This window comes from Streptacidiphilus monticola (assembly GCF_042658505.1).
GTDB classification, from domain to species: domain Bacteria; phylum Actinomycetota; class Actinomycetes; order Streptomycetales; family Streptomycetaceae; genus Streptacidiphilus; species Streptacidiphilus monticola.
This window is the reverse complement of sequence record NZ_JBHSQJ010000071.1, coordinates 28,112-41,541: the sequence shown is the minus strand read 5'-3', so window position 1 is coordinate 41,541 and position 13,430 is coordinate 28,112. Positions and strand designations below refer to the sequence as shown.

11 protein-coding genes are annotated in these 13,430 nt (G+C 71.6%); 5 read left to right on the top strand and 6 right to left on the bottom strand.

What is annotated here, in order from left to right; translation table 11 throughout:
• Positions 1–110: 110 nt before the first annotated feature.
• The 3 genes from ACFP3V_RS17460 to ACFP3V_RS17450 are packed head-to-tail and all read right to left on the bottom strand — an operon-like array spanning position 111 to position 2,423.
• A complete protein-coding gene (locus ACFP3V_RS17460) occupies positions 111–482 on the bottom strand; it encodes an SCO4983 family protein (RefSeq protein ID WP_380584397.1) in 372 nt (123 codons plus the stop codon).
• 46 nt (positions 483–528) lie between these two features.
• On the bottom strand, positions 529–1,743 hold the full coding sequence (locus ACFP3V_RS17455) for a pyridoxal phosphate-dependent aminotransferase (RefSeq protein WP_380584395.1): 1,215 nt from the start codon (positions 1,741–1,743) through the stop codon (positions 529–531).
• 11 nt (positions 1,744–1,754) lie between these two features.
• Positions 1,755–2,423 (bottom strand): hypothetical protein, encoded by a 669-nt coding sequence (locus ACFP3V_RS17450; RefSeq protein ID WP_380584393.1) that lies wholly within the window; start codon positions 2,421–2,423, stop codon positions 1,755–1,757.
• A gap of 289 nt (positions 2,424–2,712) precedes the next feature.
• Here ACFP3V_RS17450 and ACFP3V_RS17445 point away from each other — a divergent pair, with 289 nt between their 5' ends.
• Positions 2,713–3,960 (top strand): glycoside hydrolase family 5 protein, encoded by a 1,248-nt coding sequence (locus ACFP3V_RS17445; protein ID WP_380584391.1) that lies wholly within the window; start codon positions 2,713–2,715, stop codon positions 3,958–3,960.
• A 10-nt stretch (positions 3,961–3,970) separates the two neighbouring features.
• Here ACFP3V_RS17445 and ACFP3V_RS17440 read toward each other — a convergent pair whose 3' ends face one another.
• The 3 genes from ACFP3V_RS17440 to mgrA form a co-directional block, all read right to left on the bottom strand.
• Positions 3,971–5,194, bottom strand: coding sequence for an alanine racemase (locus ACFP3V_RS17440; RefSeq protein ID WP_380584389.1), 1,224 nt, complete (start codon positions 5,192–5,194; stop codon positions 3,971–3,973).
• An 89-nt stretch (positions 5,195–5,283) separates the two neighbouring features.
• Positions 5,284–6,873: a chitinase gene (locus ACFP3V_RS17435; protein WP_380584387.1), complete on the bottom strand. Its 1,590-nt coding sequence runs from the start codon at positions 6,871–6,873 to the stop codon at positions 5,284–5,286.
• Positions 6,874–7,101: 228 nt separating this feature from the next.
• Positions 7,102–8,142: an L-glyceraldehyde 3-phosphate reductase gene (mgrA, locus tag ACFP3V_RS17430; protein ID WP_380584385.1), complete on the bottom strand. Its 1,041-nt coding sequence runs from the start codon at positions 8,140–8,142 to the stop codon at positions 7,102–7,104.
• Positions 8,143–8,473: 331 nt separating this feature from the next.
• Here mgrA and ACFP3V_RS17425 point away from each other — a divergent pair, with 331 nt between their 5' ends.
• From ACFP3V_RS17425 to ACFP3V_RS17410, 4 genes are all read left to right on the top strand, one after another.
• The gene (locus ACFP3V_RS17425; protein WP_380584383.1) at positions 8,474–9,265 is read left to right on the top strand and encodes an isoprenyl transferase; all 792 of its coding nucleotides are present in this window, start codon (positions 8,474–8,476) and stop codon (positions 9,263–9,265) included.
• Positions 9,266–9,429: 164 nt separating this feature from the next.
• Positions 9,430–10,743, top strand: coding sequence for a PhoH family protein (locus tag ACFP3V_RS17420; RefSeq protein WP_380584381.1), 1,314 nt, complete (start codon positions 9,430–9,432; stop codon positions 10,741–10,743).
• Between the two features lie 527 nt (positions 10,744–11,270).
• On the top strand, positions 11,271–11,927 hold the full coding sequence (locus ACFP3V_RS17415; protein WP_380584379.1) for an aggregation-promoting factor C-terminal-like domain-containing protein: 657 nt from the start codon (positions 11,271–11,273) through the stop codon (positions 11,925–11,927).
• A 230-nt stretch (positions 11,928–12,157) separates the two neighbouring features.
• Positions 12,158–13,405 (top strand): AI-2E family transporter, encoded by a 1,248-nt coding sequence (locus ACFP3V_RS17410; RefSeq protein ID WP_380584377.1) that lies wholly within the window; start codon positions 12,158–12,160, stop codon positions 13,403–13,405.
• Positions 13,406–13,430 lie beyond the last annotated feature (25 nt).

The following is a 13,430-nucleotide window of genomic DNA, read 5'->3' as shown; positions in this document are numbered from 1 at the left end:
CATGTGCGGGCCGGACCTCCCCGGGTGGGGTGTTGCCGCGCTGGGGGCACCTCCCGCCGTGGGGGCACCCCCGGCCGAAGGCTGGGGGAGGGTGGGGGATCGTCGCGCCCCTAAAGTGCGGTTGCATCCATCACTTGGCACGCCAGTACCGCGGAGCGGGTGTCCTGCTGGGCCGCCGCGACGACGAGGGCGCGGGCGGCGAGGTCGTGGGTGTGGGCGAGCAGGTCCGTCGCGTGCGGTCGCGGGGACGCGGCCGGCGCCGCAGGCGCCAGCTGCGCGATCCGCTCCGCGAGCCGTTCGGCCGCCTCCGCGAAGTCGCCGCGGCCGGTCGTTCGGGCCAGCTCCTCGGTGGCCACGCGCAGCGCGGTCAGATGGGCGGCGAGCAGCGCCTCCCGGTGGGAGTCGCCCACCCGCGGCGCAGCCGCCTGCTCGCTGTTGTGCACCCGCTGCGCGGGCGCACTGCTTCTGGACGGCTCGTACATGAGCCCATCCTAGCTTGGACTGTGTCTAAAGTACGTTCCGGTCCAGTTACGGCTGGCTGTAGCCGTCCAGGAAGGTGCCGATCCTGGTCACCGCCTCGGCCAGGTCCTCGGCCCGGGGCAGGGTGACCAGCCGGAAGTGGTCCGGATCCGGCCAGTTGAAGCCGGTGCCCTGGACCACGTAGATGTGCTGCTGCTTCAGCAGGTCCAGCACCATCTGGGCGTCGTCCTTGATCTTGTAGACCTTCGGGTCCAGCCGCGGGAACGCGTAGAGCGCGCCCTTCGGCTTGACGCAGCTGACGCCGGGAATGTCGTTGAGCATCTTCCAGGCGATGTCCCGCTGCTCGCGCAGCCGTCCGCCCGGCAGGATCAGGTCCTTGATCGACTGACGGCCGCCGAGGGCCGCGGCGACCGCGTGCTGCGCGGGCATGTTCGCGCACAGCCGCATGCTGGCCAGGATGGTCAGTCCCTCGATGTAGCTGCGGGCGCCCTCCTGGGGGCCCGTCAGGGCCATCCAGCCGGAGCGGAAGCCGGCCACCCGGTAGGCCTTGGACATGCCGTTGAAGGTCAGGCAGAGCACGTCGGGCGCGAGTGAGGCGAGGCTGGTGTGCTCGGCCTCGTCGTAGAGGATCTTGTCGTAGATCTCGTCCGCGTAGATGATCAGCTGGTGCCGGCGGGCGATCTCGACGATGCCCTCCAGGAGCTCGACCGGGTAGACCGCGCCGGTCGGGTTGTTCGGGTTGATGACCACGATGCCGCGGGTGCGGTCGGTGACCCTGGCCTCGATGTCGGCCAGGTCCGGGAACCAGTCCGCCTGCTCGTCGCAGCGGTAGTGGACGGCGGTGCCTCCGGCGAGGGAGACCGAGGCGGTCCACAGCGGGTAGTCCGGGGCGGGCACGAGGATCTCGTCGCCGTCGTCGAGGAGGGCCTGCATGGCCATCTGGATCAGCTCGGAGACGCCGTTGCCCATGTAGACGTCATCCACGGTGAGGCCGTGCAGGCCGCGCTCCTCGTAGTGCATGACGACCGCACGGCGGGCGGAGAGCAGGCCCTTGGAGTCGCCGTAGCCGTGCGCGGAGGAGAGGTTGCGCAGGATGTCCTGCAGGATCTCCGGCGGTGCCTCGAAGCCGAAGGGGGCAGGGTTGCCGGTGTTCAGCTTCAGGATGCGGTGGCCCTCGTCCTCCAGCCGCATGGCCTCGTCGAGGATCGGGCCGCGGATGTCGTAGCAGACGTTGGCGAGCTTGCTGGACTGGGTGACCTGCATGCCCAGCAACTTTACGGCTTCGTCACATGGTCGGCCGGGTGATTTACGCCATGTGAGACGGCCGCCCCGTCGGCCGCCCTGGGGCCGACCACGCGCGGCGGGCGGTCCCAGGGGCCGGGCCGGACCTCCGCGGACAGCGGGACTCCGGGCAGCCCTCCGTGCGCGTCGGGGAGCCGGTACTTCGGACGGGCCAAGGCGGCCGCGAGGCCAGGGGCCCAGCCGAGGGCTGCTCCCCAGCACGCGCCGGCCACGGCGCCGAGGAACGGGTAGCCGGCCCAGCCGAGAGGGCCCGACATGGTGAGGCGGGATTCCACCAGCCCGCGGAAGACCCCCGCCACCGCCCCGGCGAGGACCAACGCCCCCCAGCCCGCGGCGAGGCGGTGCCGGCGTGAGGAGCGCCGCCAGACCCGGATGTGACGGCCCATCACCGCGCCCACCACCAGCACCAGCACCAGCGCCGCGAAGTCCTCGCAGGCCAGCATGGTCCAGCCGGTTCCGCCCAGCGGCACCAGGCGCAGCGGCGGAAGCAGCAGCGGCGTGCCGATCTCCGCCGGGGCGAGCTGTACGGGGACGGCCGCCACCGCCCAGCGCCACAGGGGCGTGATCCCGAGGAGCAGCACGACGGTCAGGGTCGCGGCGCAGGCCGCGCGGACGACGGGGCGCCGGTCGGGGCGGGACATGAGCGGGACTGTAGCCCGAAATCCCTTCCCACCAGGCGGGTTGATACACAATCAGGACACTCCCCGGCCTCCGCGTGATCCCGTGCCGGGCCAGGGAACCTTCACCCCGCCGCGCCGGCTGTCGTGCACAGGCTCCCCCAGCCGCCGGCCGGGAGGTGCCCAGCCTGCGTTGGCGAAGCGTCCACGGACCTCCGTAGGAGGGCGAACGGCTGCCTGACGCGGCACTAGGATCAGCACACCGGGTGGGGACTGGGGGGTTCGGGTGGGGCGCAGGCTGCGGAACGCGGTCGTGGCGTTGCTGGTGCCGGCCTGTGCCGCCGGCCTGCTGGCGCTGGTCGGGCCGGACGGGCCGGGCGCGCCGGGGCAGCGCTTCCTGACAGACGCGCAGGGCCGGGCGCTGTTCCTCTACGGGGTGAACGACACCGTCGGCGCCGTCACCGGCTCCGGGAGCGTCGCCGCCGAACAGCGGCTGCTGGGCACCGACTTCGTCCGGCTGCAGCTGGCCGGGGCCGACCCGGCCTCGCTGCGGGCGGCCGCGCAGCGGGTGCGCTGGTACGCCCGGCAGGGCAGCTACGTGCTGCTGGTGCTGCCGTCCCCTGGCCCGGCCGGGGACCTGGCCTGGTGGGACGGGTTCTGGAGCGGTGACGGCGCGGGCGGCGCCACGCGGCGCGCGTATCTCGACGCCTGGGCCGCCGTGTCCCGCTACTTCGCCTCGGACGCCACCGTCGTCGGCTACGACCTGCTGGACCGGCCCTGGGGCGGCTCCCTGCCCGGGCCGGTCTTCGAGGCCGGTCCGCTCGCGGGCTTCTACCAGGAGCTGATCGGGCGGGTCCGGCAGGCGGACGGGCGGCACTGGCTCTTCGTCGAGCCCGCCGCCATCGCCGGCCGGGGCATGGCGTCCGCCCTGCCGCACCTGGACGACCCGCGGCCGGGCGGGGCGCGCCTCGGCTACGCGCCGCAGCTCGCGCCGGTGACCCTGGAACGCGGCCGGTACCAGGACGACAACGCCTTTCTGACGGACCGTTTCCTCGCCTCCTGGGCCGTGCAGGTCCGCCGCACCGCGCGCAGGCTGGGGGCGCCCGTCGTCGTGGGGTCGTGGAGCACCGACGTGTCGCTGCCCGAGGCGCACCTCTACCTGGACCGGGTGCAGCAGGTGCTGGGCGACCTGCTGGCCGGCGAGGCCTGGTGGACGGCGCAGCCCGGGCCGCGCTCGCCCTGGGCGGCACCGGGCAGGCCCGCGGACTTCGCCTCGGTGCTGGCCACGGTCTACCCCCGCGCGGTCGCGGGGCAGCCGCTGGCCTTCTCCTACGACAAGTCGGTCTCCACCGTCACGCTGACCTGGCGCGACCTCGCGGGGGTGCGCGGCCGGACCGAGGTCTACCTCCCGCCCGGCGACTTCCCCGGACCGCTCCAGGTCGAGCTGGACGGCGGCGACTCGGGCGCCACGTCCTGGGACCCGAGCCGCCACGTGCTGTCGGTGACGGTGGTTCAGGCCACCGGCGCCGTACACCAGTTGCGGATCACGCCGGGGCACTGAGCCGCGTCGCTCAGAAGAACGTCCGGATGTAGTCGACGACCGTACCGGTGGCGTCCACCTCCGGGATCAGCTGCCACTTCTCGAAGGCCGTGCACGGGTGCGAGAGGCCGAGGCAGACCCAGTCGCCCACCTGGAGCGGGTCGGTCTCCGGCACGGACAGGAAGCCGTGCTGGTCGGAGAGCTTGGTGAAGGAGATCCCCTCCGCCGCACGGACCTTGCCCTCGGCGTCCCGCACCTCCAGCGGCAGCGGCAGGCCCAGGTCGTAGGGGACGTCCCGCTTGCCGGCGTTGACCAGCGCCAGCCCCGGCTCGGGACGGGACAGCACCTGGGTCCACAGCCGTAGCGCGGGCCGCAGCTCGCGCAGCGGGGTGATCGCGGCGTAGTGCAGGTCGTCGTGGGTGACGTAGGCGCCCGCGCGGAGCAGCCGCAGCACCGGCCGGGACAGCCGCAGGGCCTCCTCGGTCAGCGCCGCGGCGACCAGGTCGAAGTGCTCGCTGCCGCCCGCGCTGACCACGATCTCGTCCGCCTGGGCGAAGCGCCCGGCGGCGTCGAAGCGGTGGGCGGTGGCGACCAGGCCGTCCAGCCAGCGGCGCACATGCGTGCGCGCGGCGTCGGCGCCCGGCAGGGTGCCCTCGTAGCCGGCGACGCCGACCAGGCGCAGGTGGCGCGAGGCGGCCACGGCGTCGGCCACCGCGTCGGCCTCGGCCTCGGTCCGGACGCCGGTGCGCGAGCCGTGGGCGCCCAGCTCGACCACGACGTCGAGGGGCCGGTCCAGCGCCGCGTCCATCAGCTCGACTCCGCGCGCCGAGTCGACGTAGCAGACGAAGCGGAAGGACGGGTCGGCGTCCAGCTCCGCGGCGATCCAGCGCAGTGCGGCGGCCTCCACCAGCTCGTTCGCCAGGAAGATCCGTTCGACGCCGAAGGCCCGGTACATCCGCACATGGGTGGGCGTGGCCGCGGTGATCCCCCAGGCGCCGAGCGCGAGTTGACGGTCGTACAGCTGCGGGGCCAGCGGCGTCTTGCCGTGCGGGGCGTGCGCCAGACCGTGCTCGCGGGCCCAGCGGGCCATCAGCTCCAGGTTGTGCGCCAGCGCCTCGCTGTCCAGGGTCAGCAGCGGCGTGCCGAACTCCCCGTCGAACAGGCCCAGCCGGGCCTCGCGCAGCTCGGCGACCGTGCGGCCGTCCGCCGGGAGGGACTTGAAGCGCCAGTCCACGCGCTCGTCGTTCAGATCCATACCGGGAAAGGTACTGCCCGCCCACGGTGGGGGTCGTGGACGGGCAGTACCGCTCTGAGGGTTGCGACTCGCAGGTGTTCTCGCAGGTGCTACGGCAGGGCGTGGGTGAAGACGCCCTCGTTGTTGGCGAACTGGTTGCCGTTGGAGGCGTCCCAGTTGGTCGACCAGGTCATCACGCCGCCGATGGACGGCCAGGTGGTGCTGGGCTTGAAGGTGCCGCAGTTGGTGCCCTTGGCCAGGCAGTTGAGGGCGTTCTCGACCACGGTGGGCGAGACGTAGCCGCTGCCGGCCGCCTGGCTCGAGGCCGGGACGCCGATGCCGACCTGGGAGGGGCTCAGGCCCGCCTGGATCGCGGTGCAGGAGAGGGAGGTGATGAAGTCCACCGTGCCCTGGCTGTAGACGCCGCCGTCACAGCCGTTCATGGAACCCGAGTTGTAGAACTGGGTGTTCATGATGGTCAGGATGTCCTTGATCTGCAGCGCCGTGGCCAGGTAGTCCGACGAGGAGTTCAGCACGTCGATGGTCTGCGGCGCCATCGTCACGACCAGGCCGGAGCCCGCCTTGCTCGCCAGCTGGTGCAGGGCCGAGGACATGTAGGTCGGGTTGATGCCGTTCTCGAGGTCGATGTCGACGCCGTTGAACCCGTAGGTCTGCATCAGGCTGTAGACGCTGTTGGCGAAGTTGGTGGCCTTGGCGGCGGAGTCCACCGTGATGGTGCCGTTCTGGCCGCCGACGGAGATGATCACCTTCTTGCCGGCCGCCTGCTTGGCCGCGATGTCCGCCTTGAACTGGGCCGCGGTGTAGCCGCCCAGCTTGCTCGCCAGGGTCGGGTCGAGGGTGAAGGTCACCCCGCCCGGGTTGCTCGGGTCGGCGTCGGCGAAGGCCACCGCGATGATGTCGTACTGCGAGCTGACGTCGCTGATCTTCTGGTCGGTGGCGCCGTTGTCGAAGTCCTGCCAGTAGCCGGTGACCAGGTGCTTGCCCGTGCCGGAGGTCGGCGAGGAGCTGGGCGACGAGCTCGGGGAGGAGCTGGGGGAGGAGCTGGGGGAGGAGGACTGGCTCGGGCTGGCCGACGCGCTCGGCGAGGAGGACTTGCTCGGGCTCGCCGAGGCGCTGGCGGACGCGCTGGCCGAGGCCGAGGCGGACGCGCTCGGGCTGCTGGACGCCCCCGCGGCGCCGCTGAGCACCACGTCGTCCGCGTAGTAGGTGGCCTGGCCGTACCAGCCGTGCAGGTAGACCTTGACGCTGGTGGTGCTCGCGCCGGTGGTGAACGTGGTGGTCAGCTGGTTCCAGGAGGAGGAGCTGGACCAGGTGCTCGGATCGGTGGTGCCGGTCCCGGTCGCGCCCAGGTAGACGTACGGGCCGTTGACCCAGGCGCTCAGCGTGTAGGTCGAGTTGGGCTGGACGGAGACGGTCTGGGTGCACTGGGCGTTGACGGAGCTGGTGGGGGTGGCGGCCAGCGCGTAGGAGCCGTCGTACTTCGTGGTGCTGCTCACCGTGGCGGTACCGGCGTCGCAGCTCCAGCCGGAGGTGGACCCGGCCTCGAAGCCGGCGTTGGTCAGCAGGTTGTTCGCGGCGGCGTTCGCGCCGCCGCTGAACGCGACGAGTCCGGTGACGCCGAGTCCTATCGCGGCGGTACAGGCGAGTGCCGCGTTCACGGCACGACGGGGGGAAGCCATGGCAGTCAGATCCTCAACTGTGGGGGAAGGAGGAGGGACTTGGGGATGAAGCTTGTCCCACAAGTTGGACTAGACCACCATCTCTGTCAAGGGGTCAGAACCGCACTTAATCCTCAGTTAAGGCCGACTGTGCTGCGCCTTTGGGGACAACCTGGTTCAGACCACAACTGGAGCGCCCCGCTCCGAACCCGAGCGGGGCGCTGGTGTGGTGACGAACGGTCAGCGCGGTCAGGCCTCGCTGGACTTCGCCCACAGGTTGAGGTCGGCGTCGGTGGCGTAGCGGTCGATCTCCGCCAGCTCCGCGTCCGTCAGCGGCGCGCCCTGGACGGCGGCGACGTTGGACTCCAACTGCGCCACGGAGGAGGCGCCGATCAGCGCGGAGGTCATCCGCGGATCGCGCAGCAGCCAGCTCAGCGCCAGCTGGGCGAGGGACTGGCCGCGGGCGGCGGCGATGTCGTTGAGCTTGTTCAGCTTCTGGAGCATCTGCTCGGTGAGGCTGGCCGGGTCCAGCGACTTGCCCTGGGTGGCCCGCGAGCCCGCCGGGATGCCCTTCAGGTAACGGTCCGTCAGCAGCCCCTGCGCGAGGGGCGCGAAGCCGATGCACCCGGCGCCCGCCTCCTCCAGGGTGTCCAGCAGCCCGTCGTCCTCGATCCAGCGGTTCAGCATCGAGTACGACGGCTGGTGGATCAGCAGCGGGACGCCCAGCTCCCGGAGGATGGCCGCGGCCTCGCGCGTCTTCGCCGCGCTGTAGGAGGAGATGCCCACGTACAGCGCCTTGCCCCGCTGGACCGCGGACGCCAGCGCGCCCATGGTCTCCTCGAGCGGGGTCTCCGGGTCGAAGCGGTGCGAGTAGAAGATGTCGACGTAGTCGAGGCCCATCCGCTTCAGCGACTGGTCGAGGCTGGCGGTGAGGTACTTGCGCGAACCCCACTCGCCGTACGGGCCGGGCCACATGTCGTAGCCCGCCTTGGTGGAGATGACCAGCTCGTCACGGTACGGGCGGAAGTCGGCGGCGAGGATGCGCCCGAAGTTGGCCTCGGCGGAGCCGTAGGGCGGCCCGTAGTTGTTGGCCAGGTCGAAGTGGGTGACCCCGAGGTCGAACGCCCGCCGCAGGATCGCCCGCTGCGAGTCGAGGGTGCGGTCGTCGCCGAAGTTGTGCCAGAGGCCGAGCGAGATCTCCGGCAGCTTGAGGCCTGAACGGCCGGTCCGCCGATACCGCATGGTTCCGTCGTACCGAGCCTCAGCCGCCCGATAGGGAGCGGGGATCATCGAGGTTCCTCCCTGGGGGAATTTGTGTGGACGCTGAACAATATGGCGCACCGTCCGGGAGGGCACTCGCCAGGGGCGCGAGGATCCCCCACCCTCGGGCGGGAGGTGCCCCCACCGCGGGCAATCCACCACTCGGGGAGGTCCGCCCCCTGTGCGGGTCGAACCTCCGAGGGTGGTGGGGCTGGTCGCGGTGGGGGCACCTCCCGCCGTGGGGGCACCCCCGGCCGAAGGCTGGGGGAGGGTGGGGGATCCTCGCGCCCCTGGGGGGTTGCTGTCAGCCGGTAGGCTGAAGCGCCGGGGGCGAGCGCGCACAGGAGGGGCTCCTCAGATCATGGACGTGGGCAAGGTCGTCCGCCATTCGCCGCTGCTGCGGAAACTGGTCTACGGGCTGTACGGCAGGCGCGTCGAGGCGCACCTGGACCCCGCCAAGGCGCCCCGTCACGTGGGCGTGATGCTGGACGGCAACCGCCGCTGGGCCCGTTCGCTGGGCATGTCCACCGCCGACGGCCACCAGAGCGGGGCCGACAAGATCCCGGAGTTCCTCGGCTGGTGCGAGGAGACCGGCGTCGAGGTGGTCACCCTCTGGCTGCTGTCCACCGACAACCTCAACCGCCCCGCCGCCGAACTGGTCCCGCTGCTGGGCATCATCGAGCAGGCGGTCCGGGACATGGCTGCCAACCCCCGGTGGCGCGTACACCCGGTCGGCGCGCTGGACCTCCTGCCCGACTCCACCGCCGCCACCCTCAAGGAGGCCGAGCAGGCCACCGCCGAGCACCAGGGCCTGCTGGTCAACGTCGCCGTGGGCTACGGCGGCCGGCACGAGATCGCCGACGCCGTCCGCAAGCTGCTGCAGGAGCAGGCCGCCCAGGGCACGCCGCTGGAGCAGGTGGCCGAGATGATCGACGTCGAGCAGATCGCCCGCCACCTCTACACCAGCGGCCAGCCGGACCCGGACCTGGTCATCCGGACCAGCGGGGAGCAGCGGCTGTCGGGCTTCCTGCTCTGGCAGTCCGCGCACTCGGAGTTCTACTTCTGCGAGGCCTACTGGCCCGCCTTCCGCAAGGTGGACTTCCTGCGCGCGCTGCGCGACTACGCGCAGCGCAACCGCCGTTACGGCGGCTGATCACGGTCGGATGTCGGCGGAACGTCAGTTCCGGCAGTTCATCCAAGGTTTGGCATGGCATCAGGAATCACGGGGCATATCCCTGGCAGACCGTGACCTCGGCCAGCGGGGCCGGTGGGCGCGGTAAACGCGGATGGCAGCGGGCCATCCGCCCGGGAGGCCCTGTGGTCAGTTCCAAGAGCCGCCGGAGCATGCACGACCGGCGCACGTACGTCCTCGACACCAGTGTCCTGTTGGCCGACCCCATCGCGATGACGAGGTTCGAGGAGCACGAGGTCGTGCTGCCCGTCGTCGTCGTGACGGAACTGGAGGCCAAGCGGCACCACCCCGAACTCGGCTACTTCGCCCGGCAGGCGCTGCGCCTGCTGGACGACTACCGGGTCCGGTACGGCCGCCTCGACGCGCCCATCCCCGTGGGCGACCTGGGCGGGACCCTGCGGGTCGAGCTGAACCACACCGACCCCTCCGTACTCCCCGCCGGCTACCGGCTGGGCGACGCCGACAGCCGCATCCTCGCGGTCGCGCGCAACCTCCAGGCGGAGGGCTTCGACGTCACGGTGGTCTCCAAGGACCTGCCGATGCGCGTCAAGGCCAGCTCCGTCGGTCTGCTGGCCGAGGAGTACCGGGCCGAGCTGGCGATCACCTCCGGCTGGACCGGTATGTCCGAACTGGCCGTGTCCGCGGAGCAAGTTGACGCCCTGTTCGCCAACGACACGGTGGACATCGCGGACGCCGCCGAACTCCCGGTCCACACCGGCCTGGTGCTCACCTCCGAGCGCGGCCGCGCGCTCGGCCGGGTGACGTCGGACGGCCGGGTGCGGCTGGTCCGCGGCGACCGCGAGGCCTTCGGCCTGCACGGCCGCAGCGCCGAGCAGCGCGTCGCCCTGGACCTGCTGCTGGACCCGGACGTCGGCATCGTCTCCCTCGGCGGCCGGGCCGGCACCGGCAAGTCGGCGCTGGCCCTGTGCGCCGGCCTGGAGGCGGTGCTGGAGCGCCGCCAGCACCGGAAGGTGATGGTCTTCCGGCCCCTGTACGCGGTCGGCGGCCAGGAGTTGGGCTACCTCCCCGGTAGCGAGGCCGAGAAGATGGGCCCGTGGGCCCAGGCGGTCTTCGACACGCTCTCGGCGGTGACGACGCCCGACGTGATCGAGGAGGTGCTCTCCCGCGGGATGCTGGAGGTGCTGCCGCTCACCCACATCCGCGGGCGCTCGCTGCACGACGCCTTCGTGATCGTGGACGAGGCCCAGTCCCTGGAGCGGAACGTCCTGTTGACGGTCCTCTCCCGGATCGGCCAGGGGTCGAGGGTCGTGCTGACCCACGACATCGCCCAGCGGGACAACCTCCGGGTGGGGCGGTACGACGGCGTGGTCGCCGTCGTCGAGAAGCTGAAGGGCCACCCCCTCTTCGCCCATGTGACCCTCTCCCGCTCCGAGCGCAGCCCCATCGCCGCCCTGGTCACCGAGATGCTCGACCTGTAGCCCCTTGGGGGCGCGAGGATCCCCCCTCCCCCAGCCTTCGGCCGGGGGTGCCCCCACCGCGACCAGCCCACCACTCGGGGAGGTCCGGACCCGTGTGCGGGACGAACCACCGCGGGTGGGGTGTACTCGCGGTGGGCCTCCCGCCGTGGGGGCACCCCCGGCCGAAGGCTGGGGGAGGGTGGGGGATCCTCGCGCCCCTGGGGCTACGCCCCAAAGGGGGCCGGGATGGTAACGGTCTGTTAGATCATCTGCTGGCGTATCGTCAGATCCGGATCGCCCGGAAGGGTGTGACGTTCGACACGGGGGAGGAGATTGCGCGCGGGAAGCGCCGTGCGGCATCGTGTGGGATTTGTCAGGCCCCGCGTGCCGTCCCAGCCCCATCGGGGCGCGCGCCGCCCGATCCACACGTGGTCCGTCTCGGCGGTCCGCGCGGGCCAGCGCCTCCGTGACCGTGCGACAGGAGGCCAGTGCCAGGGGCGTGGTTCGCACGCGAGGTCACCATGCGGGCGACGCTGGAAGGATTCCGTGTGAGCCGGATCTCGGTTCGGGGCATGGCCGTGGCCTCCGCCACCGCCGTCACCGCTGTCGGCGCCGTGGTCGGCGTCGCGTCGGGCGAGCAGCAGCCGACCCAGGTGGTCGACGCCGCGGGGTCGACGACCCTGCTGGCCGACATCTCCTCGGGGCAGCAGGCCCAGACGGTCAGCGACCACATCAGCGCACAGGCCGACGCGCAGCAGTCCGCTGCCCAGGCCGCCGCGCAGAAGGCCGCCGCAGAGGCCGCCCGGATCAAGGCCGCGAACGCCGCCAAGGCCAAGGCCGCCGCCGAGGCCCGCGCCCAGCAGCAGGCCGCCGCGCGTGCCGCTTCCCGCGCCACGCTCGCCAAGGCGTACACCAAGGGCAGCGTCCAGGCGATGGCGCTGTCGATCATAGGAAGCGAGACGCAGTACGTCTGCTTCTCGAACATCGTCACCCGCGAGAGCGGCTGGAACTACACCGCGGAGAACGCCGCGTCCGGGGCCTACGGCCTGGTGCAGGCGCTGCCCGGTTCCAAGATGGCCTCGGTCGGCGCCGACTGGCGGACCAACCCGGCCACGCAGATCAAGTGGGGCCTGAACTACATGAACTCCCGCTACGGCAGCCCGTGCGGCGCGTGGTCCTTCTGGCAGGCCCACAACTGGTACTAGGCCCTCGCGTCCCCTGGACGTGGTGAAGCCCCCGATCCCTGTCCGATCGGGGGCTTCGGTCACTTCTCCCACGGATGAGACCGCGTGTGCGGGACGGTCTCGCCGGTAGTCGTCCCCCGCTGCTCAGGACGCTAAACCGAAAAGCTGTGAAATGTCGGATCAGGCCGAAGGGGGCCGGTCCGCGGACCGGGTAGCGTTCGTGGCGTCGGTTCGGCCGGAAGGGGCGTTCGGTGGTGTTCAGGCGGCTGTCCCAACGCGTGCAGCGCTCGGAGCTGGTGCAGCGCGAGGAGGCGGCGGAGTTGGATCGGGAGGTGCCGGCGTCGGCGGCCGCGGTGCCGCACGCGCCCCGGCCGGTGGATCCGTATCCGGCCCGCCCGGACCATCCCGCCGAGGTGGTCCCGTGGACGCTGCGGGTGGCCGCGGAGGCCATCTGGCGACTGCTGCTGGTCGGCGTCGCGATCTACGTGCTGCTCCGCGTGGTGGACAAGCTCCGCATCGTGGCGCTGGCCTTCGTGGCCGCGCTGCTGATCAGCGCGCTGCTCCAGCCCACCGTCGCCTGGCTGCGCTCCAAGGGCGTGCCGCGCGCGCTGGCGACGATACTGACGTTCCTCGGCGGCATCATCGGGATCGGGCTGGTCGGCTGGTTCGTCTACTGGCAGGTCAGCACCAACCTGGACCAGGTCACCAGCCACATCCAGGACGGCATCACCCAGATCCGGAACTGGCTGACGCATGGCCCTATGCATCTGACGGACAAGCAGATCAACCAGTTCGCCAACCAGTTGCAGCGGGCGGTGGGCACCAACAGCGACCAGATCACGTCCTTCGGCTTCAGCACCGTGGGCATTGTGGTGGAGATCGTGACCGGGGTGTTCCTGACCGCGTTCTGCACGTACTTCCTGCTCTACGACGGCCGGAAGATCTGGAACTGGGTGCTGCGGCTGTTCCCGGTCCGCTCCCGCATGGCCCTCGCCGGCGCGGGCCCCCGCGCGTGGACGACGCTGACCGCGTACGTGCGGGGGACGGTGCTGGTCGCCTTCATCGACTCGGTGTCGATCGGGATCGGCATCTGGCTGCTGGGAGTGCCGCTGGCGGTGCCGATCTCCGTGCTGATCTTCCTGGGCGCCTTCGTCCCCCTGGTCGGCGCGCTGGTCACCGGAACGATCGCGGTGCTGGTCGGCCTGGTGACGCACGGGATCGTGACGGCGGCCCTGGTGCTGGCCGTGCTGCTGGGCGTCCAGCAGATCGAAGGCCACCTGCTCCAACCCCTGATCCTGGGCCGGGCGGTGCGGATCCACCCGCTGGCGGTGATCCTCGCGGTGACCTCGGGGTCCATCATCGGCGGCATCGGCGGCGCCGTCGTCGCGGTTCCGCTGGTGGCCGTGACCAACACGGTGGTCGGCTACCTGAGGGCCCGTCAGCATGTCGACGACGACGTGAGAGCCGCACTCTCGGCAGCACAGTCGGACGCCCTTTAGGGCGCGGGGACCGCGCGACCAGCCC